This window comes from Roseobacter sp., from assembly GCF_045106495.1.
Lineage (GTDB): Bacteria > Pseudomonadota > Alphaproteobacteria > Rhodobacterales > Rhodobacteraceae > Roseobacter.
In genome coordinates, this window is record NZ_JBGCEQ010000003.1 from 162,003 (window position 1) to 179,537 (window position 17,535).

General features: G+C 55.4%; 20 protein-coding genes. 9 read left to right on the forward strand and 11 right to left on the reverse strand.

The annotated features are described in order from the left end of the window. Positions 1 to 10 precede the first annotated feature (10 nt). The 4 genes from AB8B75_RS02760 to AB8B75_RS02775 are packed head-to-tail and all read right to left on the reverse strand — an operon-like array spanning position 11 to position 3,346. Complete coding sequence (locus tag AB8B75_RS02760) at positions 11 to 1,048, reverse strand: LLM class flavin-dependent oxidoreductase (protein WP_405359647.1); 1,038 nt, start codon at positions 1,046 to 1,048, stop codon at positions 11 to 13. A 3-nt stretch (positions 1,049 to 1,051) separates the two neighbouring features. Next, positions 1,052 to 1,969 (reverse strand): flavin reductase, encoded by a 918-nt coding sequence (locus tag AB8B75_RS02765; protein WP_405359649.1) that lies wholly within the window; start codon positions 1,967 to 1,969, stop codon positions 1,052 to 1,054. Further along, positions 1,966 to 2,772 (reverse strand): alpha/beta fold hydrolase, encoded by an 807-nt coding sequence (locus tag AB8B75_RS02770; RefSeq protein ID WP_405359651.1) that lies wholly within the window; start codon positions 2,770 to 2,772, stop codon positions 1,966 to 1,968. The genes AB8B75_RS02765 and AB8B75_RS02770 overlap by 4 nt, the downstream gene beginning before the upstream one ends. Continuing rightward, positions 2,744 to 3,346, reverse strand: coding sequence for an amino acid synthesis family protein (locus tag AB8B75_RS02775; protein WP_405359653.1), 603 nt, complete (start codon positions 3,344 to 3,346; stop codon positions 2,744 to 2,746). The genes AB8B75_RS02770 and AB8B75_RS02775 overlap by 29 nt, the downstream gene beginning before the upstream one ends. 101 nt (positions 3,347 to 3,447) lie before the next feature. Between AB8B75_RS02775 and AB8B75_RS02780 the strand changes: the two genes are divergently transcribed. The 4 genes from AB8B75_RS02780 (at position 3,448) to AB8B75_RS02795 (ending at position 6,537) form a co-directional block, all read left to right on the forward strand. Beyond that, complete coding sequence (locus AB8B75_RS02780) at positions 3,448 to 4,143, forward strand: GntR family transcriptional regulator (protein WP_405359655.1); 696 nt, start codon at positions 3,448 to 3,450, stop codon at positions 4,141 to 4,143. Then, positions 4,130 to 4,450, forward strand: a complete 321-nt coding sequence (locus AB8B75_RS02785) for a DUF1330 domain-containing protein (RefSeq protein ID WP_405359657.1) — start codon at positions 4,130 to 4,132, stop codon at positions 4,448 to 4,450. The genes AB8B75_RS02780 and AB8B75_RS02785 overlap by 14 nt, the downstream gene beginning before the upstream one ends. A 217-nt stretch (positions 4,451 to 4,667) precedes the next feature. Continuing rightward, the gene (locus tag AB8B75_RS02790; RefSeq protein ID WP_405359658.1) at positions 4,668 to 5,444 is read left to right on the forward strand and encodes an HpcH/HpaI aldolase/citrate lyase family protein; all 777 of its coding nucleotides are present in this window, start codon (positions 4,668 to 4,670) and stop codon (positions 5,442 to 5,444) included. A gap of 70 nt (positions 5,445 to 5,514) precedes the next feature. Next, a complete protein-coding gene (locus AB8B75_RS02795; RefSeq protein ID WP_405359660.1) occupies positions 5,515 to 6,537 on the forward strand; it encodes an aspartate-semialdehyde dehydrogenase in 1,023 nt (340 codons plus the stop codon). Positions 6,538 to 6,657: 120 nt separating this feature from the next. Here AB8B75_RS02795 and AB8B75_RS02800 read toward each other — a convergent pair whose 3' ends face one another. Genes AB8B75_RS02800 through AB8B75_RS02815 form a run of 4 tightly spaced genes read right to left on the reverse strand, consistent with a single transcriptional unit; the run spans position 6,658 to position 9,103 of the window. Next, positions 6,658 to 7,065, reverse strand: a complete 408-nt coding sequence (locus AB8B75_RS02800; RefSeq protein ID WP_405359662.1) for a hypothetical protein — start codon at positions 7,063 to 7,065, stop codon at positions 6,658 to 6,660. 36 nt (positions 7,066 to 7,101) lie between these two features. Continuing rightward, entirely contained in the window at positions 7,102 to 7,413 is a 312-nt protein-coding gene (locus AB8B75_RS02805; RefSeq protein ID WP_405359664.1) for a P-II family nitrogen regulator, read from the reverse strand. Positions 7,414 to 7,417: 4 nt separating this feature from the next. Continuing rightward, positions 7,418 to 8,395, reverse strand: coding sequence for a sodium-dependent bicarbonate transport family permease (locus AB8B75_RS02810; protein WP_405359665.1), 978 nt, complete (start codon positions 8,393 to 8,395; stop codon positions 7,418 to 7,420). A 57-nt stretch (positions 8,396 to 8,452) separates the two neighbouring features. Beyond that, entirely contained in the window at positions 8,453 to 9,103 is a 651-nt protein-coding gene (locus tag AB8B75_RS02815) for a carbonic anhydrase (RefSeq protein WP_405359667.1), read from the reverse strand. 148 nt (positions 9,104 to 9,251) lie between these two features. On the opposite strand from AB8B75_RS02815, the gene AB8B75_RS02820 reads away from it, so the two are divergent. From AB8B75_RS02820 to AB8B75_RS02830, 3 genes are all read left to right on the forward strand, one after another. Continuing rightward, positions 9,252 to 9,632, forward strand: a complete 381-nt coding sequence (locus tag AB8B75_RS02820; protein ID WP_405359668.1) for a hypothetical protein — start codon at positions 9,252 to 9,254, stop codon at positions 9,630 to 9,632. Between the two features lie 63 nt (positions 9,633 to 9,695). Next, complete coding sequence (locus AB8B75_RS02825; RefSeq protein WP_405359670.1) at positions 9,696 to 11,081, forward strand: leucyl aminopeptidase family protein; 1,386 nt, start codon at positions 9,696 to 9,698, stop codon at positions 11,079 to 11,081. Then, positions 11,078 to 11,869, forward strand: a complete 792-nt coding sequence (locus AB8B75_RS02830) for an NlpC/P60 family protein (RefSeq protein ID WP_405359671.1) — start codon at positions 11,078 to 11,080, stop codon at positions 11,867 to 11,869. Before AB8B75_RS02825 ends, AB8B75_RS02830 begins: the two co-directional genes overlap by 4 nt. Before the next feature lie 5 nt (positions 11,870 to 11,874). Here the strand turns inward: AB8B75_RS02830 and AB8B75_RS02835 are convergent, their stop codons facing one another. From AB8B75_RS02835 to AB8B75_RS02845, 3 genes are all read right to left on the reverse strand, one after another. Next, positions 11,875 to 12,222, reverse strand: coding sequence for a DUF2794 domain-containing protein (locus tag AB8B75_RS02835; RefSeq protein ID WP_405359673.1), 348 nt, complete (start codon positions 12,220 to 12,222; stop codon positions 11,875 to 11,877). Between the two features lie 864 nt (positions 12,223 to 13,086). Continuing rightward, positions 13,087 to 14,748 (reverse strand): Y-family DNA polymerase, encoded by a 1,662-nt coding sequence (locus AB8B75_RS02840; protein ID WP_405359674.1) that lies wholly within the window; start codon positions 14,746 to 14,748, stop codon positions 13,087 to 13,089. Between the two features lie 85 nt (positions 14,749 to 14,833). Beyond that, positions 14,834 to 15,451, reverse strand: coding sequence for a TetR/AcrR family transcriptional regulator (locus AB8B75_RS02845; RefSeq protein WP_405359675.1), 618 nt, complete (start codon positions 15,449 to 15,451; stop codon positions 14,834 to 14,836). 137 nt (positions 15,452 to 15,588) lie between these two features. Between AB8B75_RS02845 and mbfA the strand changes: the two genes are divergently transcribed. Together mbfA and AB8B75_RS02855 are read left to right on the forward strand one after the other, a co-directional pair. After that, positions 15,589 to 16,563, forward strand: coding sequence for an iron exporter MbfA (gene mbfA, locus AB8B75_RS02850; RefSeq protein WP_405359677.1), 975 nt, complete (start codon positions 15,589 to 15,591; stop codon positions 16,561 to 16,563). A 36-nt stretch (positions 16,564 to 16,599) separates the two neighbouring features. Beyond that, positions 16,600 to 17,529, forward strand: a complete 930-nt coding sequence (locus tag AB8B75_RS02855; protein WP_405359678.1) for an AEC family transporter — start codon at positions 16,600 to 16,602, stop codon at positions 17,527 to 17,529. Positions 17,530 to 17,535: the final 6 nt, after the last annotated feature.

Here is a 17,535-nt window from a genome sequence, read left to right on the forward strand (position 1 = left end):
AGATTTTCCTTCAGGCAAAGGCTGGCATCACATCGTTGATGAAGCGTTCCAGAGACGCTTTCTTGCGTTCAAATGTCATCCCACTGTCGATCCAGAACGCATATTCATCATACCCCAGCTCTTCGTAGGACTTGATCCGTTTGATAGCTTCAGCAGGTGTCCCAATGACATTGTCGCGCAGCATGGCATCCGCAGAATAGAACGGATGGCTCCCAATATCTGCTTCTGTGAGCCTTTCCATCAAACCTTGCGACACAGAACGTTCATTTTTAAACCATGCACCAAAGTAACAATAAAACCGGTTTATTTCTTCGGCGGCCTGTTGAGCATCTGCGGCGTCCGCGGCGATATAGGTATGGTTCAACAACATGATTTCCGGGCGCGGGACTTCTGGGTGTTTCGCGCAAGCCGCGTTAAAAGTGTCCATTAGTTTGGTGATTTCATCGTCGCCTTGCCATAGTGGGGTTACCTGAACATGGCAGCCATTTTCGATGGCAAATTCGTGGCTGTTCGGGTCGCGGGCGGCCACCCATATAGGCGGTCCCTTCGGTTGAACAGGTTTGGGGGATGATGTGGTTGACGGAAAGGAATGGTAACTACCCTCTTGGGCATAATCGCCGGCCCAGAGGTTTTGTACCGCAGGTATCAATTCACGCATCCGTTGACCCGCGTCCCAAGCATCCATACCAGGTACCATGCGTTCGTATTCATAGTTGTAAGCGCCACGCGCAATGCCAAGCTCCAACCTGCCATCCATAATCATGTCGGTCATCGCTGCCTCGCCCGCGAGTCGAATAGGGTGCCAGAACGGAGCGATGATTGTGCCAGTGCCAAGACGCACGTTCTTGGTTTGTCGCGCAAGATCAATCAAGTTCAGAAAGGGGTTCGGAGCAATCGTAAAATCCATACCATGGTGCTCACCCGTCCATACCGCATGCATCTTGCCATCATCGGCCATTTTGGAAAGCGCAATGAAGTCATCATAAAGTTGTTTCTGGTCCTGCTCCGGTGAGAGCCGTTCCATGTGGACAAACAATGAAAAACGCATGCCTTAGCTCCCTTGCTGCATTGAACGGACCTCGCCGCTGGTTTGATCGCCATAGTAGATACCGAAATTTCCAAACTGCCTTTCGGCGGCAAAACGCTCCAGCATCGTCAGCACGGCAGGGCTCGAAACGTCGTCCAATCCGGTCCCTGACAACATCACAAAACTGCCCTTTATCGGGTCGCCTTCAGCAGATTGGCACAAAAAGGAGATATGCTGGCGTCTGTGGCGCACATCCTCAAAGACGGAATAGACAAAGCCCGGCTGCGCCTTCAGGCCGGTTGCCGCAATAAGTTTTTTTGCTGCCGCTGAAGCGCCTTCGTGATCCACAAGCATTTCGGGCAACGCCAATCCGCCGCCGCCATCATCGCACAAAAGGACCTGCCCATCACGTTCAATCAAAACCGAGACGACGAGGTCCGTCGTCTGCCCCAACGCGTCCCCCGCCATAGAGGCCGTGACATAAGCGCCACGAGCATACCCAAGACCGGAGGCTGCCGTATGATCAAAATCGACGACTTCGCCAATAAGGATCATATGATCACCTGCATCGACCGTCTTGTACATTGCACACTCAAACCACGCGGAAACATCGTTTAAAATCGGTGCGCCTCCAGACCCTTTGCGCCATGCAACGGATGCAAAGCGGTCATCAACTGGGCGTGCAAATGTATTGGAGATTTCGATCTGTGTTTCGGACAAAACGTTCACGGCAAAACCAGCGGCATTAACCAATGCAACATAGTTCTTTGACGACTTCGCCAGACACACCAACACCAGAGGCGGATCGATTGACACGGAGGTAAACGAGTTGGCGGTAAACCCCAAAGGGTCGCCATTTTCGTCACGGGCTGTCACGACAGTTACCCCTGTCATGAAGGTTCCGAAGGCGTTACGCAAGGCGCGGGGGTCCAGCGGTTTCATTGCAATTCTTTCGGGCGTGCAGGCTGTTTGAGCCAGTCCTGAAGGTGCGCATTAACATCATCAGCCGCTGTGAGATTGACCATATGCCGGTGCCCTTTGATGGTAACGGCGCATCCGGACTGGGCAAGGCTGGCCATCTTTTGAGCCATGGCAGGAGTTGAATTTGGATCGCCATCGCCAGTGATGGCCACAAATGGGCAGGCGATGTCTGAATATTGATCAGCATAGGTGGCATCACCTTCCGCGAACGCGGCATAGGCTGTGGCATAACTGCTCGGATCGACAGCCGTAAGCCATGTGGCAACTAGGGCGCGGGCCTGACTTTCATCCTTTTCGAACCACCGGGAAAGGGGGGTCTCAAGATCGACCTTACCAGCTCGAATTTCGGCAGCGCGCGCCACAACTGCCGCTTTCGCAACGGGGTCTCGCCGAAAGACGCCGTTCAAAAGCGCCGCACGCGTAACAAGATCTTGACGGGTTGCGGCAAGCCCGCCGACTATCAGCGCACCCATCGAGTGGCCCACCAGGTTGACAGGTCCAAGTCCCAGAGCACGAATGACGCGCTTGGCCCAAATGACGAAGGCAGGCAATGGACTACCCGCAGGCAGCGGGTCGCTCCCGCCATGGCCCGGCATATCCAGCGCGATCACCAGGTGGCTGGTGGCAAAATGCTCAATTTGTGGTTCCCATGCCGCTGATTGCATACCGACACCGTGGATCAACACCAAAGGCTCACCGCTTCCACGTGCGCGGTAGGTAACTTTTTGCCCGACCTCAGACAGCCGCAGGGTTGTCAACGTCATGGCCCATCTCTTTCAGATCCTTGTACCGGTCTCCAATGCGGTGGTGCGGGCGGCCACCAATGGACGCCCCCAAAGCTATCAGGATTTCGTCAGCTGCGGGCGCATCTGCCACACTGGTTTGTATCGTCAAGTAGTGCGATCGTTTGCCACCGTCATGCTTGTCCATCAGCGGGATCATCAGGGGCGCATTTGCCGGGCCGCGCGTGTTGCAAAACGACAAGTAGGATTTCGCACCCACCGCATTGCGGTAATGATTTCCAAAGTGAAGTGTGTGGATCAAGGCAGAGGCATGCTCGACCTCGCCATTCAGACCAACAATAGCAGATTTACCGTAACCTTCGACTTTGTCACCGCCGCCCGCGGCGTCCAACACCATCTTGGTCAGCAATGCACCCAATTCCGGGGCGCAGTCGTGAATCGCCGGAGATAAATCATCAACAAACCCCAGACCCGTCCAGGGGTTCCTGATCACCGCCATCGCCGCTATCAGCGTGAGCGGTTTTTCCGCCGCCTTGCCACCTTCAATCAGCGTTTTTTCCACATGCAAAAGGGTCTTTCTAATGTCTGCGGGCACGGGAAACTCCTTGGCTAAAAAACTAGCTACTATATGGTATACCATTATACCATATGTCAATCTTCTTGTTGATGACGCCGTTGAATGCTAAGAACACTCCCATGAAATCAGAAAAAATCCCTCTGCCCAGGATCGAGAAGGTTCCACAGACCCTGCGCGATATCGTGCAAGAACGCATGCGGACAGCAATTATTGAGGGTCATTTTGCACCAGGCGAACGCCTTGTAGAGCGACCGCTGTGCGAGCAGCTTGGTGTCAGCCGCACCGTGATCCGCGAGACCATTCGGTTTCTTGAGGCCGAAGGTCTTGTCGATATCATCCCGAATCGTGGGCCGATCGTTGCCACCTTAAGCTGGCGTCAAGCCAAACAAATCTACGACATCCGCCGCCAGCTCGAAGGCTCAGCGGTGGCCGCTTGTGCCGCAAATGCCAAAGCGGGTTTTGCGGAGAAACTCACGGCCGCTCTGCATGGGATCGAAAAGACGAAGGATGATGAAACCTGGAGCGATCTGCTAAAGGCCACAACACATTTTTATCAGGTCATGTTTGAAGAAGCGGACCATGCCGTCGCCTGGGAGATCGTGCAGCGTTTGAACGGCCGGATCAGCAGACTTCGCGCCCTCACCCTCGCCGCAAAAGATAGATCGCGTCCCGGCTTCAGTCATATGAAGGAAATTCACGCCGCAACGCTTAGCCGTGACCCGGATGCCGCCCGCCGCGCCGTCGAAGCGCATATTGATGATGCCGCCGCAACCGCTCAACGGTTTCTCAACACTAAGCCGCATGATGACGAATGAGGTTTCCAAAGCATATTGGATCGCCTTTGTCACGGTGACCGACCCAGAGGCCTACGGTGACTACCAACAACTTGCCCCTGCGGCCTTCGCAAAATATGGCGCGGAGTTTCTGGTACGAGGCGGTGCCGCCGACACGCTGGAAGGCCAAACATGGCAACGCCATGTCGTGATCTCTTTCGACAGCAAAGAGCAGGCGCTGGCCTGTTACAATTCGCCAGAATACCAAAATGCCCGAGAGCATCGGTCCGCAGCTTGCACGGCTAACATCGTGATCGTGGACGGCCAGCCCCCTGCACAGAAGGCCTGAAACAAGGCAAGACACCATAAAAGACACCGTTCCTGTTTTAACGCGACAAGCCTCCCAAATTTGCCCCGTACTATCCTTTGAGCCTGACAAATAGTGCAGAATTCAGCAAAATTTCCAAAAGGGTAACCGGCGATACATGCCTGCAGTTCTTTCCTGCTGGTACTCGCCTGCGCGGTCGCCTTATGGTGCGCATCAAACAACATGCGAAGGACCGTTCATGCCCGCGCCAATCAACACTTTCAAAAAAGCCCTCGCTGAGGGTGACACTCTTTTTGGTTGCTGGATGAGCATTGCCGAAAGCTACACTGCGGAGATCATGGGCAACGCGGGATTTGATTGGTTGCTGATTGACGGCGAACATTCCCCAAATGACATTCGCTCCATTCGCGACCAGATGATGGCGCTCAAAGATAGCGATAGTCATCCGGTGGTTCGGCTTACGGTTGGCGAAACATGGATGATCAAACAGATCCTGGATGTCGGGGCGCAAACGGTGCTGGTACCGATGGTAGAAACCGCCGAGCAGGCCCGCGAACTGGTGCGCGCTTGTCGCTATCCCCCCGAAGGCACGCGCGGCGTGGGCTACGCGGTCGGTCGCGTGTCAGGCTTTGGTCAAATCGAAAACTACGGCCCGACGGCCAATGACCAGATTTGTCTGTTGGTACAGGTCGAAAGCAAAACTGGTCTAGACAATCTGGACGATATCCTTGCCGTTGATGGCGTGGATGGTGTCTTCATCGGCCCTGCGGACCTCTCAGCCAGCCTTGGTTTTCTGGGTCAGAACATGCATCCTGACATGCAGGCGACCATTCTAGGTGCCCTCAAAAAGATCAGCGACAGCGGCAAGGCTGCGGGCATACTGACAACTGACGAAGGGATGATCGAAAAATCCTTGGAGGCTGGCGCGCGGTTTGTGGCCGTCGCAATGGATATTGCGCTCTTGCTCAACAATGCAAAAGCCGCTGCCGCCAAGTGGAAAGGCAAGAAAGCCTGACAACCCTTTCCCTTAACCAGCAAGGGGTATAAGAGGCGCGCACCATCACTTATATATCGGAGTAAAACAGATGGGTTACCGCGTCGTTATTGCGGGTGCCACAGGTAATGTGGGCCGCGAAATGCTGAACATTCTTGATGAACGCCACTTCCCCGTGGACGAGATCGCCGTGCTGGCCAGCCGGAGATCTCTGGGCACAGAAGTGAGCTTTGGCGAGAAGACGCTGAAGACGAAGGACCTTGATACGTTTGACTTCACAGGCTGGGACATTGCGCTTTTCGCCGTCGGCTCAGAGGCCACGAAGAAATACGCCCCCAGAGCGGCAAAAGTCGGCTGCGTGGTAATCGATAACTCGTCGCTCTATCGCTATGATCCGGAGGTGCCCCTGATCGTGCCAGAGGTGAACGCGGATGCGATCATGGGCTATGCCAAGAAAAACATCATTGCCAATCCAAATTGCTCTACCGCACAGATGGTTGTTGCGCTGAAACCTCTGCATGACCGGGCGACGATCAAACGCGTGGTTGTCTCCACCTACCAATCGGTGTCTGGTGCCGGAAAAGAGGGCGCGGATGAATTGTGGGATCAGACCAAATCCATCTACAACCCCACAGATGACAAACCGCCAAGGAAGTTCACAAAGCAGATTGCTTTCAACGTGATCCCGCACATTGATGACTTCATGGAAGATGGCACCACAAAAGAAGAGTGGAAAATGATGGTGGAGACGAAGAAAATCGTCGATCCATCCATAAAAGTAACCGCCACATGCGTGCGCGTGCCGGTGTTTGTCGGCCACTCAGAGGCCGTGAACATTGAATTCGAAGAACATCTGGACGAAGACGAAGCGCGCGAAATCCTGCGCACAGCGCCAGGTGTCATGGTGATCGACAAGCGCCAGGACGGTGGCTATGTCACGCCGGTTGAGTGTGTTGGCGATTTCGCAACATTCATCAGCCGCATCCGTCAGGACAGTACAATTGCTAACGGTCTGAACCTGTGGTGTGTGTCAGATAACCTGCGCAAAGGAGCCGCTCTGAACGCCGTGCAAATTGCGGAACTTCTGGGCAACCGGGTGCTAAAAAAGGGCTAAAAGATACGTCAGTATCAACACCGAAGAGGCACGTTTTGCGTGCCTCTTTTTTTCTCGGCGGTCAGAATGCTGCTCAGAGAGAAAATCCTGTTGATCGACAAACAGATCTAAGGCGCGCCGTCAGTCTCTTGGACCTTTTGGCTTTCCGGGTCCAAAGCGGCGCAAGAATGTGAGGTAGGAAAAACCCAGATCAGAGGAATTGCAAAGCCACTGACCGCTGGTTTCAGTATGCAGCGACAACCCGCCCCATGCAATCTTGAGGTAATAGCCGTGCCGACGCAGGCGCGCGTCTAGATCATCCCAGCCGGAGGCCTCAGCCATATCCCGAAATAGCAAATTCTGCAGCGCAAATACCAGGCGTTGATCTGCTGCTTCTGTTTTCTTTTTTGATCCATTTTGCGCAGCAAGATGGGTAACCAAAAGATCTTCGATGATCTTCCCAACTGTGCCTTCGCGCTCCGTCGCCAGATCGTGCACGGCAAGCATGAGGTCGGCGGGCAATTGTATCGTCACTGTACGGCTGTTCATACCGCAGAGGTTTCCTTAATTTTGGTTTAAAAAAGGTTAAAATCTTTCGGCACGTAGCACTTCACAATCAACAATGCTGACAACGCCGATATGGCGCTCAACCACGCCGAAGGCAGCGTCCAATAGATCGTCCAATTTTTCGCTACGAATGATGCAAATAACCTGCACCATACCGCTGGCCCGGCCAATCTCACCGGCACGGACCCAATCACCGGATCGACCCGATCCGCCCAGCACCGGAAGTATTGTGAAACCTGTAACGCCCGCGTCAATCAAGGTTTCACACAGGCGTGATTGCATGATGGCTTCGATTGTGATCTCAACACGTTTGGCTTGATGCGTTTCCATGTATTCAGACTCCTGTCAGGGCTGTTGCAATTGCAATATAGAGCGGAATGCCCAGCGTCAGATTGAAAGGGAATGTTACGCCTAGTGACAGCGTCAGGTAAATCGACGGGTTTGCTTCGGGCAAGGCGACACGCATCGCGGCAGGAACCGCGATGTAAGACGCCGATGCCGACAACACCATCATCAATGCTACACCACCCGCGGACAAACCCAAGAGCAGACTGGTGCCCAGCCCAAAGAGGCTGCCAATAATTGGCATGAGAACGCCAAAAGCCAAGACACCCGGACGCAATACACCGCTACCGCCACGTAACCCGCGCCCGGCGACCAGCCCCATATCCAGCAAGAACAGGCAGAGCACGCCCTTGAAAGGGGCAACGATGAAGCTTGAAATTTCCTTGAGCCCCTCTTCGCCTGTCGCCCATCCGATGAAAAACGACCCGACAAGCAACACAATCGATCCATTGAGCATGATCTCGCGCCACAGGTCGCTGTCCATCCGGCGGCCCTCACCACCGCGTGAAATCAGCCAAAGTGCCGACAGGATCGCGGGCGCTTCCATCGCGGCGGCCACGGCCACCATGTAGCCCTCTGACGCAATGCCGCTGCTTTCCAGCACCGAGGTCGCGGCAACAAAGGTGACAATTGAGATTGAGCCGTAATGCGCCGCAACCGCCGCCGCGTCCAGGCGTGACAACTTTGTCATCACCTGAAGCAGGCCAAAAGCGATCAATGGCAAAAGGGCGGACAGAATGATCCCCGCCAAGAGCGTCAAACCAAGTCTTGCATCAATCCCATGCGATGAAACACTGACGCCGCCTTTGAACCCAATCGCGAAAAGCAGATAGATCGACAGGGCCTTGGCGGCGGCTTCGGGCACACTCAAATCCGAGCGCGCCAGGGATGCAGCGACACCCAGGGCAAAAGACAGAATGATCGGTGACAACAGGTTGTTTGATGCCAACGTTATTATCTGCTCCATGAGACGCTCCTGAAAGGTTGCCCAGTGGAATAAGAACAATCGTTCATTTAAGCAACATCAAAGTGGTTGGAATTGCTGTTTTTCAGGATTGTAGAATTCGAGGCTGCCTTCGCCGATATCTGTCCACAACCCATGCAAGGTCAACAGGCCTTCCTCAACTCGGGATTGGACAAAGGGGAAAGTCAAAAGATTTTCCAGACTTGTCATCACAGCATGTTTTTCAAGCTGTTGTGCCTGAAGAACCGGATCACTTTCGCCAGCCACCAATTCATATTTTGGTTTGAGGATGTCCATCCAACGGCCCACAAAACTGTGATTGCCTTCGAGTTCCGGTGCGTGACCCTTACACATGTCAATGCACCCTTTGATCCCGCCACAACTAGAGTGTCCTAAAACAATCAAATGCGCCACGTTCAACATGTTGACTGCATATTCCACTGCCGCCGAGGTACCATGGTGATCGCCGTCCGGCTGGTAAGGCGGTACAAGGTTGGCAATATTGCGGTGAATGAAAAATTCACCTTGGTCGGCTCCGAAAATCGATGTGACATGAACACGGCTGTCGCAGCAGGAAATGACCATAGCCCGCGGGTGCTGACCGTCGCTTGCCAATCGGCGATACCAAGCTTTGTTTTCGGCATAACCTGTTGCTTTCCAGCCGTGATAGCGCTGTACAAGGTAGTTCGGAAGCGGTTTTGCCTGATTCATTTTGGTACCGTTTTTTCGTGGTAGTTGCGTGCAACTATACCGCATTCACATCTAATTCGAGCGAAAACAGTCCTGGGCCTAAACACTTTGGATAGAATTTGCGTGCCATACCAATTGCGTGCCGTGGGGGCGTAAAAGGGTGAGAGCAATGGATCAGTTCCTGAAAATCAGGCTGAAAGAAACCGTGCACGTCGATCAGGATCGGCTTGCAGCACTATACGCTGAATTGGGCGAAGCGACTGCTGAAGATGTCGTTTGTCGCGCGATGGAAGAGTTAGCTTTGCGGCTGTCGCATTGCAGCCGTTTGCACAACGCATCAAATTCGGCCGAATTACGCAAATGTGCGCGATCGCTGATCGCCATCGCGGATCAAATCGGCATGCACGTGCTGGCGCGCGTCGCGGGCGATGTGATGTCAGCCATAGACAACAGCGATGATCCGGCCATTGCGGCGACGCTTGCGCGCCTTATTCGTATCGGCGAGCAGTCTTTGACGGCGATCTGGGATTTACAGGACATCACGATCTGATCCCTTGCACCGGAGACACGACAGTCTAATCTGACACGGAATTCGCCTGAAAGGCCCCTTGTCATGTCGATGCCCTCCTTTGCCGATCCATCTGAACCAGCAATTCCACTTCATCTCGTCGCGCAATCCCAGCTTGAAGACTGGCTGTCTGAGCAGCCTTACCCAGTATCGGCTTGGGTGTCTTCGCTGGGGTTCGCAGGCAGCCTGGGGCAGGCTGTCTTGGTGCCTGATTCAAATGGCACCCCGAAGCTCGCTCTGGCAGGCTATGGCACAGAAGATACCCGCGCGCGGGGACGTTTCCATCTGGCATCAGCCCTATCCAAGCTTCCCAAAGGCGCCTATGCCATCGCATCTGGCTTGCCTGAAGGCGACGCGGAAGTCGAAGCTTTGGGCTGTCTGCTTGCCGGCTATCGATTTGACCGATACCGCCCACAAACGCCCATGGCAGCAGAGCTTGCCGCCCCCAATAGCAGCAATGCGCACGTCCTTCATGCGATCGCAACGGGGGAGGCACTCACCCGCGATCTCATCAACACGCCTGCTTCTGATATGGGTCCGGACAACCTGGAGGAGGCGGCACGTGACCTTGCTGCGATCCACAGTGCGGACTTGAGTGTCATCGCCGGTGACGACCTCTTGGCGCAAAATTTCCCGATGATCCATACGGTTGGACGCGCCGCCCATTGCGCACCACGTTTGCTGGATATGTCATGGGGCGATGCGGGTCCAAAGATCACTTTGGTCGGCAAAGGTGTCTGTTTTGACACCGGCGGCCTGAACCTGAAACCCGGGGCCTCGATGGGGTTGATGAAGAAGGACATGGGAGGTGCGGCTTCCGTCCTCGGCCTGGCGCATATGATCATGGCCACGGGTGTCCCTATCCAATTGCGCGTGTTGATCCCTGCCGTTGAAAACTCTGTGTCAGGCAACGCCTTTCGACCCGGCGATATTCTGACCTCGCGCAAGGGTCTCACGGCCGAGATTAACAATACTGATGCGGAAGGCCGCCTGGTGCTTGCCGACGCGCTTTCCTATGCGCAAGAGGCCGAGCCTGACCTGATTGTTTCCATGGCCACACTGACAGGCGCTGCACGTGTTGCCGTGGGCCCCGACCTTGCACCCTATTATTGTGACGATCTACAATTTGTCGCCGCGCTGGAAACAGCCGCGCAAACCCAGGCCGATCCGGTCTGGCGCATGCCCTTTCATACCCCCTACGAAGCGATGATCGAACCCGGCATTGCCGATCTGGACAACGCGCCCAAGGGCGGGTTTGCCGGTTCAATCACTGCCGCACTGTTTTTGCGTCGTTTTGTAGACACATCAACATATGCGCATTTTGACATCTACGGCTGGCAACCCAGCGACGCCCCCGCGCGGCCAAAGGGCGGTGTCGGTCAGGCAACACGCGCATTGTTGCAAACGCTAAACGGCATGGCACAGACATGAGAGACCCACGCACAACACCAGACCCGGATCTTGTGTCCGTATCCGACCCCAAGCGGGTGACCGTGCCGGTGGCTGATTTGCACCGCACACCGACGGGACCGCGCGACCGCCAGCTGATCTACGGCGACCCCGTGACCGTTTTGCAACACGATGGCAACTGGCGGCTGATCAAGTCAGAAAAGGACGGCTACTGCGGCTATGTCATGGCGGATGTCCTGGGGGCTCCGGCGATCGCAACGCATGCGGTAACCGCCCGCATGACGCAGGCGTACGCGGCGCCAGATATCAAATCATCGGACCGCGTGACCCTGTCCTTCGGGAGCCGACTGACCGCGATTGCAGAAACGCCAATCTTCATTGAAACCGAACTGGGTCACATCCCACGCCAGCATCTGCATAGAACCTCCGACACCGCGACCGATCCGATTGCTGTCGCGTCACTCTTTCTCGGCACCCCCTATCTATGGGGCGGGAACAGCGGTTGGGGTTTGGATTGCTCTGCACTGGTGCAATGGGCCTGTCACGCATGCAACATTCCCTGCCCCGGCGACACTGACCTGCAACAGGCGGCACTTGGGAGAAATTTGCCTGAGGGCACACCCTACGCCCGTGGTGATCTCATTTTCTGGAAAGGTCACGTCGCCCTTGTGATGGATGCGGGCACAATGATCCATGCAAACGCTGGCCATATGGCTGTCACCGAAGAAGGCATCGAAGCAGGCATCGCCCGTATTCTGACGCAAGGCGACGGGCCGGTCACCGGGCACAAACGCCTGCCGCGGCCTTGACTTTGCTAGTCTACGGCGCGGATCAGCTTGCGTTCCAGCACGCGCACCACAGTTTTCAAATCATGTCCACGGCGTAAAATCTGACCATCCATGCCCACAACCGAATACATTCCTTGCTTGTCCCGCATCTTGGGCCGCTTTTCGATCCGATACATCGGGTTCTCGGCGGTACGTCTGAAAACGGAAAATATGGCCACTTCGCGCAAACAGGAAATACCGTAATCACGCCATTCACCGGCTGCAACAAATTTGCCGTAAAGGGATAGGATCACCGAGAGTTCTGTGCGGTGAAAGGCAATCTGCTCGGGCGGTAGATGGTGCAGATTGCTGGACGGAGGCACCTGATAATTCATGCCTTAGACTTGCGCTCTTCGGACTTCAAATCAAGCCCCGAGATTACAATCGGTTTCTAATCAGCTGCATGTTGCGGGGGCTTAGACAAATCATGGCTTAGGAGAAGCAATTGGTGCGCGCACAGACATATGAAGCATATGCTAAAATACTTGTCGAGTTTTCGCTTGGAAACTCGTCCACGGTAAAAGCTCGGCGGTATGTACATCAGTAAAGTCGCCGGTAGGCAGACCACTCTTGTAAGTATGCGCGGCCAATGCACAGATACCAATATACCCGATGATCAGCTGTCGGATATTGAAAACGTGGATATTGCAGGAGATGCGAGCAACATTGCAGATTTGTGCCTTGCGCAACAGGGCGTTGACAAGGTGTATGTGCCGTATTGTCGTACAACGTTGAGCACATACTCAATCCGATCAAATTCTTGAGGAGATGTGTGGATGTTTTGAGGGAGTGCGGCATTCTGAGCATGGCGATACCTGATTGTCGAACCTGTTTTGACTAACTCCGTTTCCCGACCAGACCTGCTGGACTTCGAAACCTTTGAAATCAGAGGGCATGAATTCTTTGTTCATTTGCGAAAAGCGATCAAACCAGCCGTTTCTGATGCCCAATATCATAAAATCCGGACGCAACTGTTAAAGGATGTTCAGTTTGGCGTTGGGGCACAGACTTTCAAATACGCGCCTCGAATTCATTCTGAGACAGTTGCCGAGACTACAATAAAATCAGGCTTGAACGCGAAATAACTCCTGCGCGGTGTTTTGGGAGATGCGACCTTTGACAGGTTGCGGGCGATGAACAAAGAGCGTCGCAGAAAACGTCGTAGGAGCTCAAGACCGCATTGACGCGTATATCGTTTGTCAGGCAAAAGCCCCCTGACAAAACCAGCCAGACGACATCGTGCCACCATGACCGTAAAACAGCCACAAGCGCTGGCCATCTGTTGTATCCGTCACCCAGTAGTCGCGCACGCCGCTGCGCCAATTGGGATCATCCAGCCACCATTCAGGCGCAATCCGTTCGGGGCCGATGGCACGCACCCGCTCCAGACTCTGCCCCCGCCAGCGAAACGCCTGAGGGACCTGCGGCGCATCTGGTGCATTTATCGGCTCCGGCTGCCACATCAGCATGGGGCGCGAATTGGGCGCTTTGGGCCAATCCCCTTCATGGGGCACGGACCATGCGGCGGCCTGAACCGTACTGGTCTTTTCGGGGATATGGCTTGAGGCAGGATGCCGCCGGGTGATGGCTTCCAGCCCGACACGCGCGCCGATCCGTCCGATGAGATCGTCCAGCGCTGTATTCTGCGCCAGCCGCTTGTTAACTGCATGGCCAGCCTCCAGATGACCCACGACACGGCGCTCATGGAGCGGCTCGGATTGGATCACCTCCACCCGCAGCATATCAATCCCAAAACCTGCATCGATCTCACCAAGCTTCAGTGCCAACAGCGGTTGGATGCGGTCGGGATCATGGGAAGGGCGTGCCAGACCCACCTCGATGCTTTCGATCCCATGGTCACTGCGAAAGGCCTGAAGGCGGACGCGCCGCGCGCCACGCCCCTTGTTTTCAAGGCTTTTGCAAAGACGTGGCAGCAGCCGACCTAGCCCCGCAAGTATGTCTGCCTCCAACCCAATAGGGTCTGGCAAGGTCAACCGAACGGCAAAATGATCGGGCGGTTTGGCAGGGGAGACAGGTTCGGGCGCAGAGCCCATCGCCTGATCCATGCGCATCACCAGACCGCGCCCGAACCGCCGCGCCAGGCCTGCGCGCGGCTGGCCCAGCAGATCACTGATCCGGCGCAAGCCCAACCGCGCCAATTGTGCCGTCAGCTCCGGATCCAGCCGAAGCGCGGCAACAGGCAGCGGGCCCAGTGCGGAGTACATCTGACCCGGCGCCGCGATGCGGTGCGCGGCCTCAGCACGGCCCAACGTAACCATCGGAGCGGCACCACCTTTGGTCCAATGGCGTCGCTTTCCAGAACGCGACCGGGTGGCGCGGGCTTCCTGATCAATGGCGTCACCCGACCGGTGTGATCCAGCCGCCTGACCTGCAAAACGCGCCAATGCCCAGGCCGCGCCCCGCGTGTCTGCCAACCCCATACGCACAGTGAGCCCCAGATCGGTGCAATCCTGTTGCACCACGGCGATCAAAGGTTCTTCGCCCCCGAAAAGATGCGCGCAACCTGTCAGGTCAACCACCAGCCCATCGTCGGCTTCCGTCGCCACCCAGGGGCTGAATTTACCCGCCCAGCGCTGAAGCAATGTCAGAAACCCCGCCTCGCCCTGCACAGAGCGGGTTCGGGTCATCAATCCTTCGCACATGGCATGGGCATCTCGCACGGGCTGACCCACCCGCAACCCAAACCGCAAGGCGCTGGGGTTAAGAGACGTTAAGACCTGCATGTTATTTAGATCCTGCACCACGCCCAAGGGCACATCCGCAAGCTGCGGTTCCCGACGCATGAGCCGGTCGGCCCCCAGATGCGGGAACCAAAGCGAAAGGATACGGCGGTCCGTCATAGGGCAGCAGGACGATCAGATTCGATTTGTTCTTTATTTGTTCTTATCAGTAAATCGCGGGAGCACGCGAGTCGAGTCCCCCCTGTTACACCCCGTAGCGCGCCATGAAGGTTTCAACCGCCCCATCAACAACGCGGTCAATCTCAGCTGGGGTGACACCTTTGATCATGCCAAAAATCAAACGCGGCCAAATATCCGCTTTGCATAATTCACCGAACTGATCCACGGCCAGAATGCGATCTTCGATCTGTAACTGGCCCCGCGCTTCGGCCTGTTCGAAATAGGCCGCAATGACCGACCGAAAAACTGCCGGGCCAGAGTTGTAGAACTTTTGACCCAACTCAGGAAAACGATCGGACTCAGCCACACACATCCGGAAAATCTGCTGCCCGAATTTGGAAGTAATAAACCTCAAAAAATGCTGGCCCGTTTGCTTGAGAACCTCGCGCGGCTCCGCCTCCATATCGATGCTGTCAAGCGCATAGCGTGATTGCCTTTGACACTCGGTCGTGGCGACCTCCATGAACAAAAGCCGCTTATCGGGAAAGTAACTGTAGAGCGTCGCCTTGGATACATTGGCGACCCGTGCGATATCATCCACGCTGGCACCTTCGAACCCATCTGCCATGAAAACCTGACGAGCGCCTTCCAGCACCTGATCGAACTTGCGCCCCTTGCGGATCATTTCGGCTGTAGCTGTCATAGCGCCCCCGGCTGTTCAGAACCACAATATAAACCGAACCGTTCAGTTCCAAGCAAATTCCAAAACAGCTTCTGCAAACTTGATTGCCCGACGACTACAAGTACATTAGAATGATTCTAATATTTGAGGTTTACACAATGCGATCTTCCTTTTTTCGCAAACGGTTCCGGGATCTGACCGAACAGGAAATACTGGCTCTGGCGATCTCGTCCGAAGAGGATGACGCCCGTATCTATCGAGGCTATGCCGAAACCCTGCGCCAGGAATTTCCCGATTCTGCCCATGTCTTTGACGGCATGGCACAAGAAGAAGACCGACACAGGCAGCAGTTGATTGACCTCCACCAAGAGCGTTTCGGCGATGTAATCCCATTGATCCGACGCGAACATGTTGCTGGCTATTTTCAGCGTCGACCCGTCTGGCTGGTGGAAAACCTCGGGTTGGAACGGATCCGCGCCGAAGCCGGAGCCATGGAGCGCGAGGCAGAAAAGTTCTACGTAACTGCAGCGGCCCATGCGACCGATGCTGCCACCCGAAAACTGTTGGGTGATCTTGCCGCCGCAGAAGCCGGGCATCAGATCATCGCGGGCGATCTTGAAGCCAAGCACCTTGGACCGGAAATCCGCCAAACCGAAGAAGAAGCCGCGCACCGACAGTTTTTGTTGACCTGGGTTCAGCCCGGGCTTGCGGGCCTAATGGATGGCTCCGTCTCAACACTGGCTCCCATATTTGCAACGGCTTTCGCGACCCAGGACACCTGGACAACTTTCCTAGTGGGTCTGGCGGCATCTGTGGGCGCGGGCATCTCGATGGGTTTTACCGAGGCCGCTTCTGACGACGGTCAACTTTCGGGCCGTGGCTCACCGGTAAAACGCGGGTTCGCTTCCGGCATCATGACCACAGTCGGCGGTTTGGGCCACGCGCTGCCCTATCTCATTACAGATTTCTGGACCGCAACCGCTATCGCCATCGCGGTCGTATTTGTGGAATTGTGGGCCATCGCCTGGATCCAGAACCGTTTCATGGAAACACCCTTTTGGCGGGCAACCCTGCAAGTAGTCGTCGGAGGCGCCCTTGTTTTCAGCGCAGGCGCATTGATCGGCTCTGGCTAACTTGCGCAACTGTACGGTTCGCTCTAACACCCGATCATGATTGAAATCTTTTTCAAGACAGTTCCCTTTTTCGCTCTGATCGGTTTGGGATACTGGGCGGGCTACACTCGGTTTTTTACGGAAGAAGCGACCGCTTATCTGACCAAGTTCGTATTTTACTTCGCCCTAACCGCGATGCTGTTTCGCTTTTCAGCGAACCTGTCGCTCGAGGAAGTCTGGGATCCAAATCTTGTTGCCGGTTATCTGGCAGGCACCATGGCGGTCTATCTGATCGCAACGCTTGTCGGATACTTGCGCAAACTCGACGTGGCCACCGCCGCCGTCGAGGCGCAATGCGCGGCCATCGGCAACGTGGGCTTTCTGGGTGTGCCAATGCTAACACTCTTGATGGGGGAGGCAGCTGTTGGCCCGGTAATGATGGCGTTGGCCGTTGATCTGATTGTATTTTCCAGCCTGATTGTCATCCTGATAACCGGTTCACGCGACGGTCGTCTGCAAATTGGCGTCTTGCGCACGGTCAGTCTCGGGCTGATCAAGAACCCTATGATCATGGCAATTGTCGCAGGTCTGACGTGGTCTTATTTCGACATCCCGATCCCGGCTCCGGTCAATGAGTTTCTGGCCATTCTGGGCGCCGCTGCAACGCCCGGCGCATTGTTTGCGATCGGCGGGTCACTTGCCACAAAGTCTGCGGAAAGGCTACACATCGCCGGATGGCTCACCTTTTGCAAGCTTGGTTTGCACCCGCTTCTGGTCGCCATTGGCGTGCTCTATCTCTTTCCTGCTGACCCCTATTTCGCTGCCGTCATCATCGCGGCGGCCGCCCTGCCCGTCGCCGGAAACGTCTATATCTTGGCGCAGCACTACGCCGTTGCACCCCATCGTGTGTCAGCTGCGATTCTGGTATCCACCGTAGTCAGTATTCTGACAGTCAGCGGGATCATAGCAATCGTTGCTCCCAGCTGAAGGCCA